A 24,440-nucleotide genomic window follows, 5' to 3' on the forward strand; every position below is an offset into this window, starting at 1 on the left:
TCCCAAGGGAAAGCGCTATGCGCTTTTCCCGGGAAAACCGTCTCACACTTTTCCTGGAATTGCTCTGGCTACATGCGCATCAACAGGCCACCGTCGACGGCAAGCTCGATGCCGGTGATGTAGCTCGCGGCATCGGAGAGCAGGAAGAGGGCGGCATTGGCCATGTCCTGTGGCGTGCCGATGCGGCCGAGCGGTGTGTACTCGGCCACGGCCGAGCGCTTCTCCTCGGTGTCCCAGCGCGCTTGCAGCGGGGTCAACGCCATGCCGGGGCAGATGGCGTTGGAGCGGATGCGCTCGCCGGCAAGCTGCATGGCCAGCGATTTGGAGAGCGCGCAGACGCCTGCCTTCGAAGCCTGGTAGGCATCTTGCGGTTTCGGATCGCCGCGATACCACTGAATGGTGGAGAAATGCACCATGGCGCCGCCACGCCCGCCGGCGCGCATATGCGGAACGACCGAGCGTGCGGTGTGCACGAAGGATTTCAGGTTGATCCTGAAGACCTCGTCCCAGACGTCGAGGTCCATCTCGAGCGCCGACTTGTCGCGACTGAACCAGAGCACGCCGGCGACATTGGCGAGATAGTCGATGCCACCGCGTTCGCGGCCCGCCGTGCCGACGACCTGCTCGACGAAGGCGGCGTCGGTCAGATCGCCCTGCGCGAAGGTGAGCCTGTCGTCATAGGCGGCCAGCGACGCCGGACGGGCCTTGACGTCGATGGCGGTGACGGAGGCGCCGGCGTCGAGCAGGGCGAGTGCGATCGCCTCGCCCATGCCGCCGCCCGCGCCGGCGACGACCGCATGCCTGCCGGTGAAATCATAAACGATCATCTCAACCCCTCATGTGCTGCCGCCAATGCGCGATGTCGGGACAATCATGACGCGCTTCCAGCCGCCCGGCAAGGAAGGCGCCTTCGGCGCGCATCAGCATGTCAGCCTATAGCGTTCGCGACATCCGATTTCTGCGCCGAAGCGTTCGGGGAGGCGTTTCGCGACAATTATGCCGAGAGCCGGCGGGCCGAACAGGCGGCGTTCGATGCCTGGCAGGCCTCGCACATCACCGACTTCGAATGGCAGCGCTATTTCGTGAGCTGACGGGGGATGTTGCTCACTCGGCCGCTTGAACGCGGTTGGCCTGGATGAGGGCACGGATTTCGGATCGGCAGGAGCCGCAATTGGTGCCGGCTTTCAACGCGCTGCCGATGGCTTCGACGGTGGTGCAGCCCGCAGCTACCGCCGCCGAGATCTGGTTGGCCCCGACGCTGAAACAGGAGCAGACGGTCGCGCCGGCATCGGGCCGCTCGGCGCCCGCACGACCGGCGACGATGCGGAAGCGTTCGCGCTGGCCGGCGTGGATCTCGACAAGCTGTTCCGCCGCCCAGCCACGCGAGACCGCCACCGGACCGGGCGCGACGAACAGGGCGCCGAGAAGGCGCTCGCCGTCGAAGGCGGCAACGCGATGCTGGCCGGCGTCGCGGTCGTGATAGGCGAGCATTTCGGCCGAGGAGGCACCGAAGAGCGAGCCGGCGAAGGCCGTCCAGTCGGCGGCGTCGTCGGCAAAGGCAAGCTCGACCCGCCAGCCGCCCTTGCAGCGGGCTGCTGCCCAATAGTCGGCGTTGATCGCTTCCGGACGTTGCCGCGTCACGGCAAAACCAAAGACCTTGGCGGCAAATTTCTCGATGCGGGCCGCGACATGTTTTAGCGCCGGTTGGCCGGAAACAGGATCAGTCAGCGGCGCGGTGAGCGCGTCGAGTCGCCCCTTGGCGGCGAACTGATCGGTCCAATGCATCGGCGCGAAGACGCTGCCCCGGCGCTGGCGGGGCGTGATCAGGGCACGGACCAGCACGTCACCGCGCGGGCTGGAGATGCGCACGATGTCGGCGTCACCGATGCCGTGCTGCTGTGCATCCGCCGGATGGATTTCGACAAAGGGCTCGGCGATGTGCTGGGACAGACGCGGGCTTCTGCCGGTCCGCGTCATGGTGTGCCAGTGGTCGCGGATGCGGCCGGTGTTGAGGATGAGCGGGAAGTCGGAGGTGGTGCGGTTTTCCGTGGTGGCACGGATGGCGATGAAGCGGGCCTTGCGGTCCGGAGTGTAGAAATTGCCGTTGGCGAAGAAGCGGGTGGTGGGGGGAGCGTCGCCCTGTGGCTGATGTCGAGCTTGAACACCCCCCTCTGTCCTGCCGGACATCTCCCCCGCAAGGGGGGAGATCGGCAGTTTTGGCCTTGCCGCCCATCCTCCATCGTTGGAGATTGGCGAAGGCCGTCGCGACTGCTGATCTCTCCCCTTGCGGGGGAGATGGCCGGCAGGCCAGAGGGGGGTGGCTAGGCTCGGCGCTGGCCATTGGAAAGGCGCCAACGCGTTGTAATCTTCTCCATCGACACCGGCATATGCACCAATATCGAAATCCCTCGCACCATCATTTTCAAATCCCGACAGCGCAGCGTGCTCGCCAAAAACCTCCGCCGGCGTCTCATGCGCAAACGCCTCGCCAAACCCCATCCGCTGCGCCACCTCTGCGACAATCCACCAGTCGGGCCGCGCTTGACCAGGCGAGGGCAGGAAGGCGCGCTGGCGCGAGATGCGACGTTCGGAATTGGTGACGGTGCCGTCCTTCTCGCCCCAGGCGGCGGCGGGCAGCCGGACATGGGCGTGACGCACGGTGTCCGTGCTGGCCAGAACGTCCGAAACCACGACGAACGGGCAAGCCTTGATCGCGGCCTCGACGGCGTCGGCATCCGGCATCGAATCGACCGGGTTGGTGGCCATGATCCACAGCGCCTTGATGCGCCCGTCGGCCACGGCCTGAAACATCTCGACCGCCTTCAGGCCAGGCTTTTGCGCGATGTCAGGCGCGTTCCAGAAGCGCTGCACGCGGTGGCGATGGTCGGGGTTTTCGATCTCCATATGGGCGGCGAGCATGTTGGCCATGCCGCCCACCTCGCGGCCGCCCATGGCGTTGGGTTGGCCGGTCACCGAGAACGGGCCGGCTCCCGGTTTGCCGATGCGGCCGGTAGCGAGATGGCAGTTGATGATGGCGTTGACCTTGTCGGTACCGGACGACGACTGGTTGACGCCCTGGCTGTAGACGGTCACCGTCTTCGCCGTCGCGGCGAACAGGCTGTAGAAGCGGCTGAGCTCATCCTCGCTCAGGCCCGTGGCGGCGGCAACACCGGCAAGGTCGAGCGCCGAGGCGGCGAAAAGCGCTTGGCCGAAGCCGGTCGTGTGCGCCGTGATATAGGCGCGGTCGAGCGCATTGTGCTGGCCGAGCCATGCGAGCAGGCCGGTGAACAGAGCGACGTCGCCATCCGGCGCGATCGCCAGATGCATGTCGGCGATATCAGCGGTCATGGTGCGGCGCGGGTCGATCAGCACGATCTTCATCTCGGGCCGCTTTTCCCGGGCGGCGGCGATGCGCTGGTAGAGCACGGGGTGGCACCAGGCGAGGTTGGAGCCGACCAGCACGATGAGATCGGCGAGTTCCAGATCCTCGTAGGTTCCCGGCACCGTGTCGGAGCCGAAGGCGCGGCGGTGGCCGGCGACGGACGAGGCCATGCATAGCCGCGAATTGGTGTCGATGTTGCCCGAGCCGATAAAACCCTTCATCAGCTTGTTTGCGAGGTAATAATCCTCGGTCAGCAGCTGGCCCGAGACATAGAAAGCGACCGCATCCGGGCCGTGCTCGGCGATGGTTTGCGAGAACGTCGAGGCGACGAGGTCGAGCGCCTCGTTCCAGCCTGTCCGGCGGTCGTGGATCTCCGGATAAAGCAGTCGGCCGTCGAGATCGATGGTCTCGGCCAGCGCCGAGCCCTTGGAGCAGAGGCGGCCGAAATTCGCGGGATGATCGGGATCGCCGCGGACGGACACTTGTCCATCCGCAGCGACCTTCGCCAGCACGCCGCAGCCCACCCCGCAGTAGGGGCAGGTGGTCCTCACCTCGCGTGCTGCGTCGATCTCCATGTTCAGGCGGCGCGGCTGGCCAGCGCTTCCAGCGCCAGGAACAGGCGCTCGCCCTCGATCTTGACCGGGATGGTGCGCACCATGCCTTCATCGGCGCCGAGCGCCTTACCTGTCTCCAGCGAGATCACCCAATTGTGCAGAGGGCATGTCACCGCCGTGCCATGGACGATGCCCTGGCTGAGTGGTCCACCCTTGTGCGGGCAATGGTCGTCGATGGCATAGACCTGATCGTCCTGAGTGCGGAAGACCGCGACCTTGCCTTCCGGCGTGGCGACGCAGCGCGCGCCACGGCGGGGGATGTCGGAGAGGGCGCCGATGGCGATCCAGTTCATGTGCTCCATCCTTCTTTGCGCGTGTTCTTGACCGAAAACCGGCTTCCACTTTTCGGGAACACGCGACTACTCCGCCGCCTGCGCAAACCCGACCGAAGCCATCGGCCGGAATTCGTGCTTGTCCTTGCCGGACACGCGTTCCGACCATGGATCGACCTGGGCGAATTTCTGGCTGAAGACGAAGCGCTCGTAATAGGCCTTGCGCTTCTCGCCATCGTCCATGATCTGGCGCTTGATCTCGGGGATGCCGATGCGCTTGGCCCATTTGTAGATGCGCTCGAGATAGCGGCCCTGCTCGCGGTACATCTGCGTCAGCGCCACGATGTGCTCCAGGGCCTCGTCCTCGGTCCTGACCATGCCGAGCACTTCGGTGCCCTTGATATCGAGACCGGCGGCACCGGCGAAGTGGATCTCGTAGCCACTGTCGACGCAGATGACGCCGACATCCTTGCAGGTCGCCTCGGCGCAGTTTCGGGGACAGCCCGACACCGCCATCTTGACCTTGGCCGGGGTCCACGAGCCCCACATGAATTTCTCGATGCGGATGCCAAGACCGGTCGAATCCTGCGTGCCGAAGCGGCACCAGTCGGAGCCGACACAGGTCTTCACCGTGCGCAGGCCCTTGGCGTAGGCATGGCCGGAGACGAAGCCGGCCTGGCCGAGATCGGCCCACACCGCCGGCAAATCCTCCTTGCGGATGCCCAACATGTCGATGCGCTGGCCGCCGGTGACCTTGACCATCGGGATCTCGAACTTGTCGACGACGTCTGCGATGGCACGCAATTCGGCGGCATTGGTCACGCCGCCCCACATGCGCGGCACCACCGAATAGGTGCCGTCCTTCTGGATGTTGGCGTGGACGCGCTCATTGATGAAGCGCGACTGGTAGTCGTCGGCGTAGTCGTCCGGCCAGTCGCAGACGAGATAGTAGTTTAGCGCCGGTCGGCATTTGGCGCAGCCGCAAGAGGTCGTCCATTCCAGCTCCTGCATGACGGCGGGAATGGTCTTCAGGCGCTTGGCGATGATCAGCCGGCGCACCTCGTCGTGGCCGAGCGTGGTGCAGCCGCACATCGGTTGCACAGCGGCCGGGTTGTACTTGTCACCTATGGTCAGCACCATCAGCTTCTCGACCAACCCCGTGCACGAGCCGCAGGAGGCCGATGCCTTGGTGTGGGCTCGCACATCGTCAAGCGAGCTCAGTCCCTTGGCCGTGATCGCACCTGTGATCTTGCCTTTGCAGACGCCGTTGCAGCCGCAGATTTCCGCATCATCCGGCAAGGCTGCAACGGCCGCCATAGGGTCCAGCGGGGCACCCCCCTGGTAGGACTGGCCGAAGATCAACGTATCGCGCATCTCCGATATGTCGGTCTGCTTCTTCTTCAGGTCATTGAACCAGGCGCCATCGGCCGTCTCGCCATAGAGCACGGTGCCGATGATACGGTCGTCCTTGAGCACCAGGCGCTTGTAGACGCCGGCCGCGGCGTCGCGCAGCACGATCTCCTGGCGGTCCTCGCCCTCGGCGAAGTCGCCGAGCGAGAACAGGTCGATGCCGGTGACCTTGAGCTTAGTCGGGGTGTCCATATGGACGAAGGCGGCCGCCTCGTTGCCGGCGAGCTGGTGGGCGGCAACGCGCGCCATCTCGTAGAGCGGCGCGACCAGCCCGTAGACCATACCGTTGACCTCGGCGCATTCGCCGAGCGCATAGATATCGGGATCGTTGCTGCGCATGCCGGCGTCGACGACGATGCCTCTGTTGACGGCGATGCCCGCTTCCTTGGCCAGCGCCGAATTCGGCCTTATGCCGACGGCCATGACCACCAGCGTCGCCGGAATGATGGTGCCGTCGGCAAGTTCCACCTGCTCGACCTTGCCATTGCCTGTGATCGCCTGCGTGTTGGCCTTGGTGATGACCTTGATGCCGCGCTGTTCCACCGCGCGCTGCAAGAGATAGCCGGCGGCAGGATCGAGTTGGCGCTCCATCAGCGTCGGCATGACGTGCAGCACAGTGACGTCCATGCCTTGCGCGTTGAGACCCGCAGCCGCCTCCAGCCCGAGCAGGCCGCCGCCGATGACCACGGCCTTGGCCCGCGACTGGGCCGCCAGCATCATGGCCTGGACATCGTCGAGATCGCGATAGGTGAGCACGCCCGGCAGATTGTGGCCCGGCACCGGAATGATGAACGGCACCGAGCCGGTGGCGATGACGAGCTTGTCGTAAGGCTCGGTGACGCCGTGGTCGGAGGTGACGGTCTTCGTCTCTCGGTCGATGGCGACGATCTTGTGGCCCTTGTAGAGGGTGATGTTGTTGGCGATGTACCAGCCGTCGCCGTGGATGATGATTTCCTCATAGGCCTTTTCGCCCGACAGCACCGGCGACAGCATGATGCGGTCGTAATTGACCCGCGGCTCGGCGTTGAAGATGGTGACGGCGTAGCGGCCCGGCGCATGTTCCAGGAGATGCTCCAGCATGCGCCCGGGGGCCATGCCGTTGCCGATGATGACGAGTTTTTCGGTCATGGCGTTACTCCGCGGCTTCGACGAAGCGGTGGCGTTCGTAGAGGAACTTCAGCACTGCCTCGCGGCAGCGCAGGAAGGTGCGGTCGGAAGAGAGCTCGACGCGCCGACGCGGCCGCGCCAGCGGCACGGGAAGCACTTCGCCGATGGTCGCCGCCGGGCCGTTGGTCATCATGACGATGCGGTCAGAGAGCAGCACCGCCTCGTCGACATCGTGCGTGATCATGATCGTCGTCGAGCCGAGCCTGGAATGGATGTCCATCACCGCGTCCTGCAGATGGGCGCGGGTCAGCGCGTCGAGCGCGCCGAACGGCTCGTCGAGCAGCAGGATCTTCGGCTCCATGGCGAGCGCCCGGGCGATGCCGACGCGCTGCTTCATGCCGCCCGAAATCTCCGCCGGGCGCTTGTCCCTGGCATGCGCCATCTGCACGAGGTCAAGATTGCGCATGATCCAGTCATGCCGCTCGGCCTTGGTCTTCGAACGGCCGAAGACTTTCGACACCGCAAGGTTGATGTTTTCATAGACGGTGAGCCATGGCAGCAGCGAGTGGTTCTGGAACACCACGGCGCGTTCCGGGCCGGGGCTGTCGACTTCCTTGTCCTCGAGCAGCACGGCGCCGGCGGACACTTTGGTCAGCCCGGCGATCAGGTTGAGCAAGGTCGACTTGCCGCAGCCGGAATGGCCGATGATGGAGACGAATTCGCCCTTGTCGATGGTCAACCTGATATCCCTCAGCACCTCGCTGACCTGGCCGCCCCGAGCGAAGGATTTGTCGATATGGTCGAGTTTCAGATAGGCCGTCATGGCGCTTTCCTCACTTTGCCGTTGTGCCGCGGGTGACGAAGGCGCCGACCGCCGCGACCAGGCGGTCGAGGCAGAAGCCGGTGACGCCGATATAGGCGAGCGCGACGATGATGTCGGGCAACCGCGACGAGTTCCACGCGTCCCAGATGAAGAAGCCGATGCCGACGCCGCCGGTCAGCATTTCGGCGGCGACGATGGCGAGCCAGGACAGGCCGATGCCGATCCGCAGACCGGTGAAGATGTAGGGCGCTGCGGCCGGCACCATGATCTTGACGAAGAACTCGAGCTGGTTGAGCCGCAGGATGCGCGCGACGTTGCGATAGTCCTGCGGAATGTTGCGCACACCAACGGCGGTGTTGATGATGATCGGCCAGATCGAAGTGATGAAGATGACGAACAGTGCCGACGGGCTGGAATCGCGGAATGCCGCCAGCGACAGTGGCAGCCAGGCCAGCGGGGGCACCGTGCGCAGGATCTGGAACACCGGATCGAGGCCGCGCATCGCCCATATCGACTGGCCGACCAGCGCGCCGAGCGCGACGCCGACGATGGCCGCTAGGCCAAAGCCGATGGCGACGCGCTGCAGCGAGATCAGCACCCGCCAGGCCAGCCCGATATCTTGCGGGCCATTGTTGAAGAACGGATGCGCGATCAAATCATAGGCCTCGTTCCACACCTGGCTGGGCGGCGGCAGGCTCGATGTGGGCGAGGAGCAGGCGACCTGCCAGACGACGAGCATGAGGGCGATGACGATGATTGGCGGCACCAGCGTGCTCGCCAGTTTGCCGGCGATCACGATTGGGTCGAAGCGGCGTCGCGCCTTGGCGGTGAAGGCAATCACCTCGGCCGGCTTGGCGGGGAATGCCTTCACCTTGGTGTCCTCGATAGTCTGGATCGACATGTCTGGGAAAAACTCCGTGGGGGCCTAGCGACAAGCGGCGGTGATGCCGCTTGCGCTTTGGAGAACAAACGGCGCTATGCGCCGTTTGCGTGCGACAACGGCGCAAGGGGCGCCATTGCGCTTGGACTAAGCCGATGCCTTGATCTTCAGGCTGTCGAGATAGGCGGACGGGTTGGCCGGGTCGAAGACCTTGCCGTCGAAGAAGGTCTCGACACCGCGCGATGGAGACGCCGGAATGTCGGCCGCCGCAACACCAAGATCCTTGGCCGCCTCGCGCCACAGATCCTCGCGGTTGACCTGATCGACCAGCGCCTTGATGTCGGTGGTCGGCGCGAACTTACCCCAGCGGATGTTTTCGGCGAGGAACCAACTGTCGTGGCTCTTGAAGGGATAGGAGACGCCGCCTTTCCAGAACTTCATGTAGAGATCGGTGCCGTTGGCGACGCGGCCATTGCCGTAGTTGATGTCGCCCTTGAGGCGGCCGATGATGTCGGCGACAGGCACGTTCATCCATTGCCGCTTGCCGATGATGGCGGCCATCTCGTCCTTGTTCTCCTTGGCCTCGCACCATTGCTGGGCTTCCATGACGGCCATCAGGATCGCCTTGGTGGCGTTCGGGTTCTTCTCGATAAACTCGGCACGCAGGCCGAGTGCCTTTTCGGGATGGCCCTTCCACAATTCGCCTGTGGTTGCGGCGGTGAAGCCGACGCCCTGATGGACGAGCTGCTCGTTCCACGGCTCGCCGACGCAGAACACGTCCATGTTGCCGACCTTCATGTTGGCCACCATCTGCGGCGGCGGCACGACGATGGTCGAGACATCCTTGTCGGGATCGATGCCGCCGGCGGCCAGCCAGTAGCGCAGCCACAAATCGTGCGTGCCGCCCGGGAAGGTCATGGCGGCCTTGATGTCCTTGCCGGCCGCCTTCTTGGCGGCGAAGGCGTCCTTTAGCTTCGAGGCATCGAGGCCGACACCGGTGCCGGCATATTCCTGCGCGACCGAAATGCCCTGGCAGTCGTAGTTGAGCCGCGCCACGATCGCCATCGGCATCGGCTGGTTGTTCTGCGTCACCTTGCCGGTGTGCATAAGGTAAGGCAGCGGCGTCAGGATATGGGCGCCGTCGATGCCGTTGGCCGCACCGCCGAGCATCAGATTGTCGCGCGTCGCGCCCCAGGAGGCCTGCTTGAGCACCTCGACATCGGGCATGCCGAATTTGGCGAACAGCCCTTTCTCCTTGGCGATCATCAGGGGCGCGGCATCGGTCAGTGCGATAAAGCCGAGCTTGGCGCCGGTGACTTCCGGCGCGGCGGTGGCGGCATAGGCGCCGGAGGGGAAAAGCTTGCGCGCCGCCACGAACAGGCCGGCGGTCATGGCGCTGCTGACCAGAAAATCGCGACGCGTCACATCCCTAGGGGATGTTCCCGTACCGATCCAATTCTTCATCGTCTTCTTCATCGTCGTCTCCGGTTGAACGCGATTCCAAAACAAAAAAGCCGCCGGCCAGGTCTTCGCGCCCGAGAGACCGGGAGCGCGTTTTGACCTGAGCGGCAGCTTTGCCTGTGGCGCCCGTCATTGGACGCCTGTTCCGTGACCCACAAAGGGCCTGATTATCTCAAAGCAGGAACCATGCCAGTTTGGCGATAAGTGAAAAACATCAATGAAATCAGCGATTCGTGCCCGTCGACGGCGTGCCGGGCACTATGGTGAGCGGGCAAAGATTGTTCATTACAGCCGCTACACGCACAATTTTTGTGCAATGCACAAGAGTGGCGCGCAAATGATCAGGCTTCCGCGCGGGCCGATTTCTGGCGCGCGATGTAGGCGTTGATCTCATCGGGATCGAAGATCTGGCCGTCGAAGAAACCGTCGGGACCAAGCACCAGGCCGGCCCCGGTCGCGCCGACCGCGGTCGCGACCTTGAGCGCGCCCTCGACCTTCGCATTGGCGCCGGGGAGCGCCACGCCGAGCGGCTTCAGCGCCGAGCGGTAGAGGTCGGGCCGGTAGCAGTCGCGGGCAATAGCGAGGTTTTCAGGCGTGTGCGCGACATGCCCCCAGCGCACCATCTGCGTGTAGAACCAAAGTGCATGGCTCTTCCACGGAAAATTCGCCGCCTTGTCGAAGGGCAGGAAGAAGTCGTCGATATCCCGCTCCGCCCCGCCGCCCAATTGGAGATGGCCGGTCAGGATCGGCATCTGCACCGCGGGCGGCAGACCGAGGAAGCCGGGTTGCGCCATCACGGAGGCCAATTCGGCGTGGTTGGCCGGATCCTGGCACCAGCGGGCCGAGTGATGCAGCGCGCGCAGCAATGCCGCCAACGCCTCGGGGTTCTCGTCCGCCCAGGCCTTGCGCACGCCGATCACCTTCTCCGGGCTGTTCTTCCACAACAGCGCCTTGACGGTGACGATATGGCCGGTGCCGGCGGCGACCGCAGCGCTGTTCCAGGGCTCGCCGACGCAGTAACCGTCGATGCGCCCGGTGGCCAGCGCGTCGGCCATGAAAGGCGGCGGCACGATGACGATCTCGATTGCGCGGTCGGGATCGATGCCGCAAGCGGCAAGCCAGTAGCGCAGTTCGTAATTGTGCCCGGAATGCGGATGCACGACGGCAAAGCGAAGCGGATCGCGGCCAGCTTCCGCCCGTTCGCGGATGAATGCGCCAAGTGCCGCCCCGGCGCGCGCCGGATCGAGATCGGCTTCGGCGCCATGCGCCACTATCCCGGCCCAGACGGTGTTGGAGATGGTGACGCAATTGCCGCCGAGCCCGAGCGAGAACGGCACGGTGGTTTCGGAAGCGAGCGGCGTCAGCCCGAGATTGCAGGCGAGCGGCATCGGTCCAAGCATATGCGCGAGATCGAAGTGGCCGATGGCCATGCGATCGCGGATGTTGGCCCAGGACGTCTCGCGGTGCAGCGTCAGCTCAATGCCTTCGCGTGCGGCGAAGCCAAGCTCGCTTGCGGCCACCAGCACGGCGCTGTCGAAAAGCGGCATGAAGCCGGCGGTGATCTGGTGCTCGGCGCCCATGCTCATTCGTCCTCCGCCGGCCCCAGCAACCCGGCGGCAGTCACCAGGCTCTGGGCGATATCGCTGATCTTGCGGTTCTGGTTCATCGCCGTCTTGCGCAGCAGCGTGTAGGCGGCCTCCTCGGAGAGGCCGCGCGACTTCATAAGAATGCCCTTGGCGCGATCAATGACCTTGCGGCTCTCGAGCTCGCTACGCGCCTCTTCCAGCTCACGCGCCATGCGCGAGAAGGCATTGAAGCGGCTCACCGCCATGTCGAGGATCGGCTTGACGCGCTCTTGCCTGAGCCCGTCGACGACATAGGCGGACACGCCGGCATCGACCGCCGCCTCGATCGAAGCCTGGTCGGAACGGTCGACGAACATGGCGATCGGGCGCTTTACGGCACGCGACAGCTGGAACATGTTTTCGAGCATATCGCGGTTGGGATTTTCGAGATCGATGACGATGACGTCAGGCTCGATTTCGGCGATCCGTCGCGCAATGCCGGTCACATCATGGATGACCGTGACCCGCTGATGACCGGCCTCGCGCAGGCCGGCCTCGATGATCGAGGCGCGGATGCGATTTTCGTCGATCACCAGGACGGCTAGGGAGGATCGGACCATGCCTGCATTGTGGGCAAGGTGGCGAAATTGTGCAATGCGGCATAGCCACGTCCGTGAAGGGGCCGTGGCTATGCCGCATCATCGCTTACCGCTGTGGATTGCTTCCTGCTCGCAAGCAGATCACGTCGTCTTGCTCAAAAGGCAGTGAGCGGGTTAACCGCAGACGCGAACCTGCTCGATCACCCTGTGATGGTGGCGCCAGTGCTTGATGATCTCGATATGACAGCGGTGATGCCGGTGGTGGCGGCGATACTGGCCATCGTTGTTGTCATCATATTGCACGTTCTGGTCGTCGCCATACTGGTTGTCGTAATTCTGCCGGTGATGGCGGCGAACGACGATCTGGCCGTTGTCGGATTCGTCGTCCGGTGAATACCGGTTGCCGTCGTCCGACTGGATAATCACGCTTGCGGCCTGCGTCGGCGCAATGACTGCGGCTGTGGCGGCCAATGCCACCATTGAAGCCAAGAATAACTTCTTCATGTTTCGTCCTCCTGCGGTTCAATGCGTATCAACTCGCAGAAAGAATTAGCGTTCCCAAATGAATCCCGAGCCTGTCGAAGCCATCTCCGGCAAGCCGGGTCTACAGGCGAACGAAGGCCGTCAACGGCAGGTGGTCGGAGGCAACGCGCGAAAGCGGCGTATCGTGCGCTTCTACCGCTGTGATCATGCCGTGTCGGTTGGTCATGATCCTGTCGAGCGCCAGGAGCGGCAGGTTTGAGGGGAAGGTGGGGACCGCCGGCGGCTGCGGCCCGAAAGTCGCGTGCAGCGTGTTCAGCGCGGAGCGGTTGCCGAGCCGCCATTCGTTGAGGTCGCCAAGCAGGAGCGTCGGCTTCTCGTCGGCGCTGCTCATGATGTCCAGCACGACGCGGGCCTGTTGCGAGCGTGAATGGCGCAGCAGACCGAGATGGGCGGCGATGACGCGCAAGGTCCGATTTCCATCGAGGTCGATCTCCGCCACCACCGCGCCGCGCGGTTCGAGGCCCGGAAGCCTGATCTGATGCACGTCGCGGACAACGCCTTTCTTGAACAGGAGCACGTTGCCGTGCCAGCCATGGCCCTTGCCGGTGGCTGAAATCGGCACCGGCACAAGGCCGGTTTCCCGCTCGAGGCGGGGCAGGTCGAGAAGTCCGTCACGGTCGCCGAAGCGGTTGTCCGCTTCCTGCAGGGCGATGACGTCGGGATCGATTTCGCGGATGACGCGGCTGGTGCGGTCGGGATCGAACTTGCGGTCGACGCCGATGCATTTGTGGACGTTGTAAGACGCGACCAGCGTTCCGGTGGTAGCGGTCGCCTTGTGCGCAGCGGCGTTTGCCTTCTGCATCCGCCTGTCGCGAATGGACAAAAGCATGGTTGCGGGGAGGCTACGTTCGTTCATCCGCATCGCATGTTCGCCATTTCAGCCGCTCTCACCATGCACCTCAAATAGAGTCTTTGCGTCTATGTTCCATGATCGACGTCAAACTATCCGTGAAACACGTCGTTTTGTTAAAGAGGCGCCTGTTCTAGAGATAGGGTGAGAACCCATCTAGAGATAGGGCGATCCCAGCCACAGGATACGGTCGAACAGCCGGATGATGAAGTGCCGGGCCCGCAAGGCGTCCAGCGTGACAGGGATAGCCGTTTCTATTGCCGATCCAATCCGGGCTTCGATCTCGCGGGCAAAGCCTGCGTCGAGAACCTCCAGATCGATCTCGAAATTCAACCGCAGCGATCGGGCGTCGAGGTTGGACGAGCCGACATAGGCCCACACGCCGTCGATTGAAAGGAGCTTGGAATGGTCGAATGGGCCCTCCGTTCGCCATATGCGGCAATAGTTCTTGAGGATCTGGTCGAATTGCGCGGTCATGGCGCGGTCGACAAGGAAGAGATTGTTGACCGCCGGCACCACGACATCGATCTCGACGCCGCGCCGGGCGGCGGTGATCAAGGCGCTGATCAATTCCCGGTCCGGCAGGAAATAGGGCGACATCAGGCGGATCGACTTGCGCGCGACCGAGAAGGCGCCGATCAGCAGTTTGTGGTTGGTCTCGTTGCTGGCATCCGGCCCGGATGCGACCGCCCGCACCAGCATCGGCTGGCCGGCTCCCGGCGACAGCGGGGCAATTCGCCAGGTATCGCCCTTCAACGCTTCATTAGTGGAGAAACGCCAGTCTTCGGCGGCAACCGAGAACAGGTCGGCGACGACAGGTCCGGTGACCTTGAAATGCGTGTCCCTGGCACTGTTGGAGCCTGCAAACTCGGCGGAAAAACCCTTGCGGATGTTCATGCCGCCGGTAAAGGCGACCGTGCCGTCGACCACCAGGATCTTCCGGTGGGTTCTCAGGTTGGCGTAGGGCAGGCGCAAGCCCATGACGATGTTGCCGTTGAAGACATCGGCGGTGATGTTGGCGCGGCGCAGATGGCCGAGGATGCTGGGGACGGAGTAACGGGCGCCGACGGCGTCGATCAGCACGCGAACGGTGACGCCGCGCCCGACGGCACCGGCCAGCGATTCGACGAAAAGCAGGCCGACGGCATCATTGTCGAAAATATAGGTCTCGAGCAGGACGCTGCGCTCGGCGCCATCGATCGCCGCGCACATGGCGGCATAGGCTTCGTCGCCGGTCTCCAGCACATCGATGGCATTGCCCGGGTTGAGCGCGCGCCGCGCCACCCTGTCGCCCAGCGTCCGCAGGCCGGTGAAGCGTTGGCCGTAACGCTCGACGATCAACGCCTCCTCGGCGGCGATATCACGCTCATCCTTGGCGGATACTGCGTCGCCGGCAAGCGGGCGCTGTGCTGTGATCGTTGCGCGGCGGATGCGGTTGATGCCGGCCACGGCATAGATCAGCACGCCAAGGATCGGCGACAGCACCATCACGCCGACCCAGCCGGTGGCGGCCCGCACATCCTCCTTGGTCATGACGGCGTGTGCGATGCCGACGGTCGCCATCACCACCGAGATGATCGCCAGGATTTGGGTCCAGTGAGTCGCAATAGTCTCGAACATTGCCGGGACTATCCAGCGAGCGGTTGCAGAAGGCAATGCGGACGCGCCTCGTCGGACGGAGGTCAGCGCTTCGGCTGAAGGTCCCTATTCCAGGCAGGATGAAATTTCCCTGTGATCACGCTTGGAAAAGCCAACATGACCCGAGGGAAAGCATAGAGACAGCGTGGCCCGGCATCGTCCGGTGCTGCCTTGGTGATCCAACGCTTCCTGTACTTTGGTGCCACATATGCTGTATATCAGAAGGAACGAAAATGGCGATATAACACTTTGATCAGAGGCGGGGGAGGCGCCGAATGATGGGATTCAACTTCGAGGGGCCTCCAGGGGGTGACGGCGACATGTCGGCCGGATGCCAGCGCCAGTTGCTGCCTCTGGTCCGTGAAATCGTCCAGGCGGCGGTCGCGTCCGGTTGGAACCAGGACGACGTTCTTCTGGCTTTTGTGGAACTCACCTGGGATTTGTATGAGAAACGTCGCGGCGATCTGTAGCCGTACACTGCGCCTCCTGCGTACCGCGTCATTGCGGTCGCTGATCTCGGTGGGCAAACCAAGCTGTTCGCCTGCGAAGGCCGCACCAAGCCCCTATGGTGGTGTACGAGAAACAGTCGAGAACGGGGCCGGTCATGCCAGGAGTCGACGAAAACTCTCGCATGGCGAGACTGGCGGCGGGCTGAAACAGAATGCTCGCCGACTTCCTGTATCGGTCGTTTTTTCTTTCTTTTCCTGAATAAAAATTTTTCTTTGCGCGGGGGAGTTCTTCCCTATCCAAGGCCTGTGCGTTACGCTGTTTTAGGGCTGGGCAAAGGGGGGTTCAAGCGGCAGCAAGACGGCCGAGGCGATGCAATGAAAAATGCGGACGAGGCTCGGGAGAGTGGCGTTTCCCGGGGCGTCGATCGGACAGCCCGATATGTCCTGGACATCATTCCAGAAAGTGCTGGTCCCAGAAGAGCCACTGCGCGCGGCAGCGTCATCCATTCCGTCCGCGGTCCCGGGTCGCAGACGTTCTTGGCCATGGAACATTCCGCAGGCATTGTGCTGAGGCCAGGACGCAAATTCAGAGCCTCGCTCGGCAGCGACAGGATCACGGAATACGATGCGCCGGTCGGATGCCTCATCATCAATCCCGCGGGGGTCGACAGCACCTTCGCCTGGTCGCAGACCAGGGAGAACGCCGTCGTTTCCATTTCTCCCGAAGCGCTGTCGGAGTTGGCGGCTCATGAGTCCGATCGCGCCGATACAGAGCTTCAGCCGCCGGCGTTCGGCAAGGTCGACCTGAGGGCCCTCAACATAGCCCAGATGATCACCGCCGAGCTGACCGGGACGCTGCCGCCGAACGAACTCTATCTGGACACGCTGCTCACCGTATTCGGCGTGCATCTGCTGCGCACATACACGAGCCGCAGCAGGACGGCCGTGTCGCCCAAGCGCGGGCTTTCTGCCGTTGGGGCACGACGCGTGCGCGAATATCTCGACGAGAATTTCGCGCGAAAAGTCATGGTTGCCGAACTGGCATCGGTCGCGGGGGTTTCGCCGAATCATTTCATAGCAAGGTTCGCTAGGACGTTCGGCATGCCGCCGCATCGCTACCTGATCAACCTGCGCCTGGACTTCGCCGAAAAGCTGTTCGTTGACGGCGAGCTAGCAATCGCCGGAGTCGCCTACCTCGCAGGGTTTTCGGATCAGAGTCATCTGGCCGCAACCATGAAAAAATACAGAGGCAGAACACCGACCATGACCGGATATGCGCCAGGCAGAAACTGAAAGCTCGGGATGGCAAAGTGGCAACACCTGCCGTCCGATAATCCAAGACCGGAATTTCCTACAAAGCTTCCGGAGTTTTCCAAAATACGTCCGTCACCACTGTGCCCCAGGCATTACGGGAGTCATTCGAAATAGCATGGAGCCTGTGCATCATTCGCCATCTGGCCGGACTGATCGAATGAATCGGAGCGACAATGCGGCCACAGCTCGATCAATCACGAATTGTTTTTGGGGGGAACGGGGAGGGCGGTCTCGGGTTGAATTCTATCTGCGAAATATCAAGGGACCGAAAGATGCGGTCTGATGATGGCCCTCCGGGATCGGCGTCCGGACCCAGTCCCACGCGACAGCCGGCGCTGAACGTGAAAGGCGGGCTTTCCGCCCACAGCGCGCGCAAGGTTCGGGAATTCCTGGATCAGAACTTCACGCGCAAGATAGCGCTTGCCGAGATGGCCGCGGTTTGCGGGCTGTCGCCCTACCACTTCATGCGGGCTTTCTCCCGTACGTTCGGGATGCCGCCGCATCAGTACGTCCTCGGCCTGCGGCTGGACTTTGCCGAAAGACTGCTTGCCGACAGCCGCATGGCGATCGCGGATATCGCCCACCTTGCTGGCTTTTCAAGCCAGAGCCATTTTACCACCGTCATGAAGAAATACCGGCGGGTGACGCCGCTGCAGGCAAGGGTGGGCAAGCTTAACTCCAAGGTTAGATGAGGCGGCGCTTGCGATATTGCTTGATTACTTGGTTTTTAAGCATCGGCTAAGGTAACGAGCCATTAACCTCTGTCGGTCTGCACGCTTCTTTTCTCGTAACACAGCAATTTCGTGAAATACCGCAAGCAGGAATCATGTCTTTCTGGTGGCAAGCGGAATTGTCAGACATTTCGTGCCGGCCAGCGGAGAGGAAGCCATGACCGACAATCGCATTTCGAGCGGCCAGATTTCGAACGGCTCGTTTGTTCAGCGTCGCGCGGCGCATTTCGTCGGGCAGTGGATCGCGGGGGGCCAGGGCTCACGCTCGGTTCGCCGCCGCCTGATGGCGGTGCTGAGGATGGCTCACCGTGTGCTCGGCATGCGCCGCAAGAGACATGGGCTCGGCATGCTCGGCACCGGCAGGATTTTGGCGGCGGTGCTGGGTTCGATCGCATTGGGCGGCATTTCCACGCCGGCACTAGCACAGGTTTTCGGCGGCGGCGGCACGGCAAACGGAGTGCGCGGTATCGCGTTTGGGTCCGGGGCCGTGCAAAACGGAGCCGACTCGATAGCCGAGGGCACCAATGCCAATGCGGGCAGCCAGAATGCCGTAGCGATTGGCTTCCAGTCGCTCGCGACCCAGATCAATTCCATCTATCTTGGCTCGCGCACCGTCGCCGGGACAGGTGCCACCGCCACGAGCGCCATCGGCATCGGCACGGATGTCACGGCATCGCAGGCCGACGCTATCGCGGTCGGGCGAGCATCCGTTGCGTCGGCGCAATACTCGGTGGCTCTCGGCCTGAACGCCAAAGCCACGGGGACAGGCGGCGCGATGGCGCTGGGCCAAGGCACGATCTCAAGCAATATTAATACGGTCGCGCTCGGCGTCCAGGCTAGCGCCACCGGGGGCGGCGCCAACGCCTTGGGTACCTTCTCTGTTGCTTCGGGAGGGAATTCCACCGCTGTCGGTACCAGCTCGTCCGCCACTGGTGGCTTGTCATTCGCCGGAGGCTGGTCGGCCGTCGCCAGCGGGGATAGTGCCGTCGCCATAGGCAAGTCGGCCAATGCCGCAGGGCTGAACTCGACAGCGCTCGGCTCCAGCACCAATGCCTCGGCCGATTTCTCATTGGCGCTGGGCAACCAGGCTGTGTCGAGTGGAGTCGGCTCGGTGGCAGCGGGCTCTGGAGCCCAAGCCACGGGCGTGTCCGCCACGGCGCTTGGCAACAACGCCGCGGCGACCGCCGCTAGCGCAACCGCGCTGGGCCTGGGTGCTACTGCGAGCAGCGTAGACGGCACGGCGATCGGCAAGCAAGCCAATGCGAGCGCGCAAGATGCCATCGCCATGGGCACTACCTCGAAGGCGAGTGGCACCGCCAGCACAGCGGTTGGCAACGTCGCCGTCGCCAGCGGCGCGAACGCCTCCTCATTCGGGTCCGGAGCAACTGCGGCGGGAGACAATTCTCTCGCTGCCGGCGTCAGCGCCAACGCCGGCGGGATAGGCAGTACCGCACTCGGCATCGGCGCCAATGCGTCAGCGACGAGCGCCATCGCCGTCGGCAACAATGCCAAGGCCAGTTCCGCCGAAGCCGTCGCCGTGGGCACCAATGCGGTGGCGACCGGCGGCAAGGCCGTATCCATCGGTTCCGGCAACACTGCTTACGGCAACGGCGCTGTCTCCATCGGTGATCCCAGCTACGCCAGCGGCACCGGTGCCTTCACCGGCGGCGCCAACAACATCGCCAACAGCGACGGCACGGCAACAGCCACCGCCGCCAACCAGGCCAACGGTGCCGTCGCCATCGGCAACAACAACAAGGCGATCGGGCAAGGTTCCGTGGCCCTGGGCAACGGCTCGACCGCGGGTGCCGCCGGCCTCGCCGGCAATGTCGCGCTCGGCAATGGCGCGACGGCGTCGGCAAGCTCGGGCGACGTAGCGCTCGGCTCGGGCTCGGTGACCTCGGCGGCGGTCGGCACGCCCAATGCGGTGATCAACGGCACGACCTATGCTTTCCAGGGCACCAATCCGACCTCGACAGTCAGCATCGGCGCACCCGGTGCGGAACGCACGCTCACCAATCTGGCGGCGGGGCGGATCAGCCTGACATCGACCGACGCGGTCAACGGCTCGCAGCTCTTTGCCACCAACCAGGCGGTCAACGCCATCGGCACCACGCTCAACAACATCAATGTCGGCGGCGGCATCAAGTATTTCCATGCCAACTCGACCTTGGCGGACTCGTCGGCGACGGGTACGGACTCGGTCGCGATCGGACCCGTCGCGACCGCGACGGGCACGAGCGCCATCGCCGCCGGCAACAATGCGAGCGCCTCCGACGCCAACGCCTCGGCCATCGGCACTAGCTCTGTCGCATCGGCCCTCGACGCAACGGCGATGGGTTTTATATCCAAGGCCTCGGGCCAATTCAGCACCGCCGTGGGCGCCAACGCCAATGCTACAGCCACGTCCAGCACGGCGATCGGCCAGAACTCACTCGCATCCGCCCTTCAAGCGACCGCTCTCGGCAAACAAGCGACTGCCAGCGGCGCGAATGCGCTCGCTCTGGGCGCCAACTCCACTGCCGGCAACGCCGGTGACGTGGCACTGGGCTCGGGCTCGGTGACCGCCGTGGCGGTCGGCACGCCCAATGCGGTGATCAACGGCACGACCTATGCTTTCCAGGGCACCAATCCGACCTCGACGGTCAGCGTCGGCGCGGTCGGTGCGGAACGCACCATCACCAACGTCGCCGCGGGCCGGATCAGCGGATCCTCGACGGATGCGGTCAACGGGTCGCAGCTCTTTGCCACCAACCAGGCGGTCAACGCCATCGGCACCACGCTCAACAACATCAATGTCGGCGGCGGCATCAAGTATTTCCATGCCAACTCGACGCTGGCTGACTCGTCTGCGACGGGTACGGACTCGGTCGCGATCGGACCCACCTCGACCGCATCGGGGACGAGCGCCATCGCGGCCGGTAACAATGCGACTGCCTCCGACGCCAACGCCTCGGCCTTCGGCACCGGCGCCGTCGCATCGGCCCTCGACGCAACGGCGATCGGTTTTATATCCAAGGCCTCGGGCCAATACAGCACCGCCGTGGGCGCCAACGCCAATGCTACAGCCACGTCCAGCACCGCGATCGGCCAGAACGCACTCGCAAGCGCCTTTCAAGCGACCGCTCTTGGCCTAGGAGCGAATGCCGGCGCCCAGAATGCAATCGCGCTGGGCGCCCTCGCCAACGCCAGCAATGCAGGCGACGTGGCATTTGGCTCGGGCTCGGTGACCGCCGCGGCGATCGGCACGCCCAATGCGGTGATCAACGGCACGACCTACGCCTTCCAGGGCACCACCCCGATCTCGACGGTCAGTGTCGGCGCGGTCGGTGCGGAACGCACCATCACCAACGTCGCCGCGGGCCGGATAAGCGGGTCCTCGACCGACGCGATCAACGGCTCGCAGCTCTTCGCCACCAACCAGGCGGTCAACGCCATCGGCACCACGCTCAACAGCATCAATGTCGGCGGCGGCATCAAGTATTTCCATGCCAATTCGACGCTGGCGGACTCGTCTGCGACGGGTACGGACTCGGTCGCGATCGGACCCACCTCGACCGCATCGGGGACGAGCGCCATCGCGGCCGGTAACAATGCGACTGCCTCCGACGTCAACGCCTCGGCCTTCGGCACTGGCGCCGTCGCATCGGCCCTCGACGCAACGGCGATGGGTTTTATATCCAAGGCCTCGGGCCAATACAGCACCGCCGTGGGCGCCAACGCCAATGCTACAGCCACGTCCAGCACCGCGATCGGCCAGAACGCACTCGCAAGCGCCTTTCAAGCGACCGCTCTTGGCCTAGGAGCGAATGCCGGCGCCCAGAATGCAATCGCGCTGGGCGCCCTCGCCAACGCCAGCAACGCAGGCGACGTGGCGCTGGGCTCGGGCAGTGTCACGGCAGTAGCGGTAGGTACGCCGAGCACTGTGATCAACGGTACGACCTATGCCTTCCAGGGCACCACTCCGAGCTCGACGGTCAGTGTCGGCGCGGTCGGTGCGGAACGCACCATCACCAACGTCGCCGCGGGTCGGATAAGCGGGTCCTCCACCGATGCGATCAACGGCTCGCAGCTCTTCGCCACCAACCAGGCTGTCGACGCCATCGGCACGACGCTCAATACCATCGGTGGTTCGGTGACCAATCTTGGCAACACGATCAGTAACATCGCCGGCGATACCTCGACCGCCTATACCGACGCCAATGGCGTGGGCATCCGCTACGCCCGCACCAACGAGACCGGATTGGCGCAGACAGATTCCTTCGCGCAAGGGGTCGGCTCCACCGCTGTCGGCTACCAGGCGACCGCGACCGGCGTCAGCGGGCTGGCGCTCGGCCGCGACAGCAATGTCAGCATCGACGGCGGCGTGGCGCTCGGTTCCGGCTCGGTGTCCGACCGCGCCCTGGCACCGGCCACCGGACAGATCGCCGCCGGTCCGTCCAACTTCATCCAGTACAACACGACCGACAAGACGCTGCTTGGCGCCGTGTCGGTCGGCACCGCCACGTCCTACCGGCAGATCACCAATGTCGCCGACGGCACGCAAGCCCAGGATGCCGTAACAGTGCGGCAGCTGCAGGGCGCCATCGCGTCTGTCTCGGTCACCTCGACGAAATACTTCCATGCCAATTCGGCGGCGGGCGACTCGCTCGCGGTCGGCGCGGAGTCGGTCGCGGTCGGCCCGACGACGGTCGTCAACGGCGACAACGGCGTCGGCATCGGCAATGGCGCCATCGTCGACCAGACCGCGCCCGGCGGCACGGCCATAGGCCAGAACGCCCATGTCATGCTGGCCGACGGGCTGGCGCTCGGCACCAATTCGCTGGCGTCCGGCATCCAGTCGGTGGCGCTCGGCGCCGGCGCCCAAAGCACCTTCATCAACAGCGTCGCGCTCGGCGCGCAGTCCATCACCTCGGTCGGCGCACAGACCGGCTATACGGCCTTTGGCCTCACTGCTCCGCAGACCTCGGTCGGCGAGGTGTCGATCGGCGCAGCCGGGGCCGAACGCAAGCTCACCAATGTCGCGGCTGGTTCTGCCGATACTGATGGCGTCAACGTCTCCCAGCTTAAGGGCGTGTCGCAAAACATCGCCAACCTGTTCGGCGGCGGCACTACGATCAATCCCGACGGCTCGATCAGCGGACCGACCTACACCGTCCAGGGCAACACCTACACGACCGTCTATGATGGGCTCACGGCGGTCGACAACGCCCTGACCAACATCAGCAATGGCGGCGGCATCAAGTATTTCCACGCCAATTCGACGCTGGCCGACTCCACCGCCAGCGGCACCGACAGCGTCGCGATCGGGCCGGCCAGCGTGGCCAGCGGCACCAACAGCCTTGCCGCCGGCAATGGCTCCACAGCCACGGGCCAAGGTGCGGTGGCGCTCGGCCAGGGCGCCAAGGCCAACAATGCCAATGATGTGGCGCTGGGTTCGGGCTCGGTGACGCAGACCGCGGTCGGCACCTCCAGCACCGTCATCAACGGCAAGACCTATACCTTCGCCGGAACCGCTCCGATCGGCACCGTCAGCGTCGGCAGTGCTGGCGCTGAGCGGACGATCACCAATGTCGCCGCCGGACAGATCAACGCCAACAGCACCGATGCGATCAACGGCTCGCAGCTCTACGCCACCAACACGGCGGTCGAGGATTTGAAATCGGGTCTTGGAACGCTCACCCAGAACGCGGTGACGTATGACACCAATCCGGACGGCAGCAAGAAGAACAGCATCACGCTGCAGGGCGGCGACGTCAACGCGCCGGTCGTCATCTCCAATGTCGGTCCCGGCGTTGCCGGCACCGATGCGGTTAACGTCAACCAGCTGAACCAGGGACTGGCCACGAGCATCAACACGTCCAACACCTATACCGACAAGGTGGCGGCCACGACCTTGCAACAGGCCAACAACTATACGGACCAGAAGCTCAGCCAGCTCAATACGGACATCGGCGGCATCCGCGACGAAGCCCGCCAGGCGGCGGCGATCGGGCTGGCCGCGGCCTCGCTGCGCTACGACGACCGGCCCGGAAAGTTGAGCGTCGCGGCGGGTGGCGGCTTCTGGCGGGACTCGAGCGCCTTTGCCTTTGGCGCGGGCTACACGAGCGAGGATGGACGCATCCGTGGCAATGTGTCGGGCACGGCGGCGGGTGGAAATGTCGGCGTCGGCGCTGGCCTCAGCTTCACCTTGAACTGAGGCAGGAATGAAAGGACTTGTCGCACTGACTTGCCTGGCGCTCTGCGGCGGCCTCGCGCCGGCTGCCGGGCAGGTTTCCGCCCCGGCTGCAGGGCAGGTTTCCGCGCCTTACAGGATCAAGCCTTCGGATGTGGTGCTGCCGCCCGACGTGAAACTGGGAACCTATCAGCGCACCATCCGTCCGTTCGAGAACTGGACGCTGATCTGCGACGAGAACCTGAAGGCCCGCAAGAAGGTCTGCAATGTCTCGCAGGTGATCGAGGACGGGTCGGGCAAGATGGCCTTCAGCTGGTCGCTTGCCGCCACGCAGGACGGCAAACCCTACATGATCGTTCGCACCGCGCCGAACGCCAGGAGCGATGGGCTGGTGTCGCTGAAGTTCGACGGGCTGGGCCAGGCGATCGACGTTCACCTGAACGGCTGCAACGAAATGGTCTGTGTCGGCATGTTGCCGGTCGGGCCGGTCATGCGCCAGCAGATCTCGCAGAAAGCGACGCCGGCAATCTCCTACCCGACCGTCGACGGCAAGACGATCACCGTGACCGCAGCAACACTCAAGGGGCTGACGGAAGCCCTTTCGCCAGTCAAATAACCGGGGCAGCA

Annotated in this window: 17 protein-coding genes and 1 pseudogene; 6 read left to right on the top strand and 12 right to left on the bottom strand. The window is 64.2% G+C overall.

All coding sequences use genetic code 11. The features are described 5' to 3' along the window. Positions 1-68: 68 nt before the first annotated feature. The 12 genes from AC56QX_RS12505 to AC56QX_RS12560 all read right to left on the bottom strand — a co-directional run bounded on the left by AC56QX_RS12505 (position 69) and on the right by AC56QX_RS12560 (position 15,126). On the bottom strand, positions 69-827 hold the full coding sequence (locus AC56QX_RS12505; RefSeq protein WP_497116260.1) for an SDR family NAD(P)-dependent oxidoreductase: 759 nt from the start codon (positions 825-827) through the stop codon (positions 69-71). Between the two features lie 277 nt (positions 828-1,104). Beyond that, the gene (locus AC56QX_RS12510) at positions 1,105-3,957 is read right to left on the bottom strand and encodes a nitrate reductase (RefSeq protein WP_497116262.1); all 2,853 of its coding nucleotides are present in this window, start codon (positions 3,955-3,957) and stop codon (positions 1,105-1,107) included. A 2-nt stretch (positions 3,958-3,959) separates the two neighbouring features. Then, entirely contained in the window at positions 3,960-4,289 is a 330-nt protein-coding gene (gene nirD / locus AC56QX_RS12515) for a nitrite reductase small subunit NirD (RefSeq protein ID WP_497116264.1), read from the bottom strand. 66 nt (positions 4,290-4,355) lie between these two features. Further along, positions 4,356-6,806, bottom strand: a complete 2,451-nt coding sequence (gene nirB, locus AC56QX_RS12520) for a nitrite reductase large subunit NirB (RefSeq protein WP_497116267.1) — start codon at positions 6,804-6,806, stop codon at positions 4,356-4,358. 4 nt (positions 6,807-6,810) lie between these two features. Beyond that, on the bottom strand, positions 6,811-7,608 hold the full coding sequence (locus tag AC56QX_RS12525; RefSeq protein WP_475457994.1) for an ABC transporter ATP-binding protein: 798 nt from the start codon (positions 7,606-7,608) through the stop codon (positions 6,811-6,813). A gap of 10 nt (positions 7,609-7,618) precedes the next feature. Continuing rightward, complete coding sequence (gene ntrB / locus AC56QX_RS12530) at positions 7,619-8,509, bottom strand: nitrate ABC transporter permease (protein ID WP_497116269.1); 891 nt, start codon at positions 8,507-8,509, stop codon at positions 7,619-7,621. 126 nt (positions 8,510-8,635) lie between these two features. Continuing rightward, positions 8,636-9,964: a CmpA/NrtA family ABC transporter substrate-binding protein gene (locus tag AC56QX_RS12535; protein ID WP_497116271.1), complete on the bottom strand. Its 1,329-nt coding sequence runs from the start codon at positions 9,962-9,964 to the stop codon at positions 8,636-8,638. Between the two features lie 326 nt (positions 9,965-10,290). Next, a complete protein-coding gene (locus AC56QX_RS12540) occupies positions 10,291-11,529 on the bottom strand; it encodes a CmpA/NrtA family ABC transporter substrate-binding protein (protein WP_497117738.1) in 1,239 nt (412 codons plus the stop codon). Between the two features lie 2 nt (positions 11,530-11,531). After that, positions 11,532-12,134: an ANTAR domain-containing response regulator gene (locus tag AC56QX_RS12545; protein WP_027045429.1), complete on the bottom strand. Its 603-nt coding sequence runs from the start codon at positions 12,132-12,134 to the stop codon at positions 11,532-11,534. A gap of 153 nt (positions 12,135-12,287) precedes the next feature. Then, the gene (locus AC56QX_RS12550; RefSeq protein WP_497116273.1) at positions 12,288-12,617 is read right to left on the bottom strand and encodes a hypothetical protein; all 330 of its coding nucleotides are present in this window, start codon (positions 12,615-12,617) and stop codon (positions 12,288-12,290) included. Positions 12,618-12,717: 100 nt separating this feature from the next. Further along, positions 12,718-13,518 carry an endonuclease/exonuclease/phosphatase family protein gene (locus AC56QX_RS12555; protein WP_497116275.1) on the bottom strand — a complete coding sequence of 267 codons (801 nt, stop codon included), beginning with the start codon at positions 13,516-13,518 and terminating at the stop codon, positions 12,718-12,720. A 144-nt stretch (positions 13,519-13,662) separates the two neighbouring features. After that, complete coding sequence (locus AC56QX_RS12560; protein WP_497116277.1) at positions 13,663-15,126, bottom strand: phospholipase D-like domain-containing protein; 1,464 nt, start codon at positions 15,124-15,126, stop codon at positions 13,663-13,665. A 293-nt stretch (positions 15,127-15,419) separates the two neighbouring features. Between AC56QX_RS12560 and AC56QX_RS12565 the strand changes: the two genes are divergently transcribed. The 6 genes and pseudogenes from AC56QX_RS12565 (at position 15,420) to AC56QX_RS12590 (ending at position 24,429) form a co-directional block, all read left to right on the top strand. Further along, positions 15,420-15,614, top strand: coding sequence for a hypothetical protein (locus AC56QX_RS12565; RefSeq protein WP_497116279.1), 195 nt, complete (start codon positions 15,420-15,422; stop codon positions 15,612-15,614). Between the two features lie 354 nt (positions 15,615-15,968). After that, complete coding sequence (locus AC56QX_RS12570; RefSeq protein WP_497116281.1) at positions 15,969-16,886, top strand: AraC family transcriptional regulator; 918 nt, start codon at positions 15,969-15,971, stop codon at positions 16,884-16,886. Between the two features lie 362 nt (positions 16,887-17,248). After that, positions 17,249-17,599 carry an AraC family transcriptional regulator gene (locus AC56QX_RS12575; RefSeq protein ID WP_497116283.1) on the top strand — a complete coding sequence of 117 codons (351 nt, stop codon included), beginning with the start codon at positions 17,249-17,251 and terminating at the stop codon, positions 17,597-17,599. 385 nt (positions 17,600-17,984) lie between these two features. Then, positions 17,985-19,721, top strand: a pseudogene (locus AC56QX_RS12580) (YadA family autotransporter adhesin); the annotation flags it as partial. 42 nt (positions 19,722-19,763) lie between these two features. Then, positions 19,764-23,837 carry a YadA-like family protein gene (locus AC56QX_RS12585; protein WP_497117739.1) on the top strand — a complete coding sequence of 1,358 codons (4,074 nt, stop codon included), beginning with the start codon at positions 19,764-19,766 and terminating at the stop codon, positions 23,835-23,837. 7 nt (positions 23,838-23,844) lie between these two features. Continuing rightward, the gene (locus AC56QX_RS12590) at positions 23,845-24,429 is read left to right on the top strand and encodes an invasion associated locus B family protein (protein ID WP_497116284.1); all 585 of its coding nucleotides are present in this window, start codon (positions 23,845-23,847) and stop codon (positions 24,427-24,429) included. Positions 24,430-24,440 lie beyond the last annotated feature (11 nt).

It is taken from the genome of Mesorhizobium sp. RCAM 06353 (assembly GCF_059683585.1).

Excerpts from the sequence above, each read along its gene's own strand:
- AC56QX_RS12505 (WP_497116260.1), bottom strand. The coding sequence starts at position 827 with ATGATCGTTTATGATTTCACCGGCAGGCATGCGGTCGTCGCCGGCGCG.
- AC56QX_RS12510 (WP_497116262.1), bottom strand. The coding sequence starts at position 3,957 with ATGGAGATCGACGCAGCACGCGAGGTGAGGACCACCTGCCCCTACTGC.
- nirD (WP_497116264.1), bottom strand. The coding sequence starts at position 4,289 with ATGAACTGGATCGCCATCGGCGCCCTCTCCGACATCCCCCGCCGTGGC.
- nirB (WP_497116267.1), bottom strand. The coding sequence starts at position 6,806 with ATGACCGAAAAACTCGTCATCATCGGCAACGGCATGGCCCCCGGGCGC.
- AC56QX_RS12525 (WP_475457994.1), bottom strand. The coding sequence starts at position 7,608 with ATGACGGCCTATCTGAAACTCGACCATATCGACAAATCCTTCGCTCGG.
- ntrB (WP_497116269.1), bottom strand. The coding sequence starts at position 8,509 with ATGTCGATCCAGACTATCGAGGACACCAAGGTGAAGGCATTCCCCGCC.
- AC56QX_RS12535 (WP_497116271.1), bottom strand. The coding sequence starts at position 9,964 with ATGAAGAAGACGATGAAGAATTGGATCGGTACGGGAACATCCCCTAGG.
- AC56QX_RS12540 (WP_497117738.1), bottom strand. The coding sequence starts at position 11,529 with ATGGGCGCCGAGCACCAGATCACCGCCGGCTTCATGCCGCTTTTCGAC.
- AC56QX_RS12545 (WP_027045429.1), bottom strand. The coding sequence starts at position 12,134 with ATGGTCCGATCCTCCCTAGCCGTCCTGGTGATCGACGAAAATCGCATC.
- AC56QX_RS12550 (WP_497116273.1), bottom strand. The coding sequence starts at position 12,617 with ATGAAGAAGTTATTCTTGGCTTCAATGGTGGCATTGGCCGCCACAGCC.
- AC56QX_RS12555 (WP_497116275.1), bottom strand. The coding sequence starts at position 13,518 with ATGCGGATGAACGAACGTAGCCTCCCCGCAACCATGCTTTTGTCCATT.
- AC56QX_RS12560 (WP_497116277.1), bottom strand. The coding sequence starts at position 15,126 with ATGTTCGAGACTATTGCGACTCACTGGACCCAAATCCTGGCGATCATC.
- AC56QX_RS12565 (WP_497116279.1), top strand. The coding sequence starts at position 15,420 with ATGATGGGATTCAACTTCGAGGGGCCTCCAGGGGGTGACGGCGACATG.
- AC56QX_RS12570 (WP_497116281.1), top strand. The coding sequence starts at position 15,969 with ATGAAAAATGCGGACGAGGCTCGGGAGAGTGGCGTTTCCCGGGGCGTC.
- AC56QX_RS12590 (WP_497116284.1), top strand. The coding sequence starts at position 23,845 with ATGAAAGGACTTGTCGCACTGACTTGCCTGGCGCTCTGCGGCGGCCTC.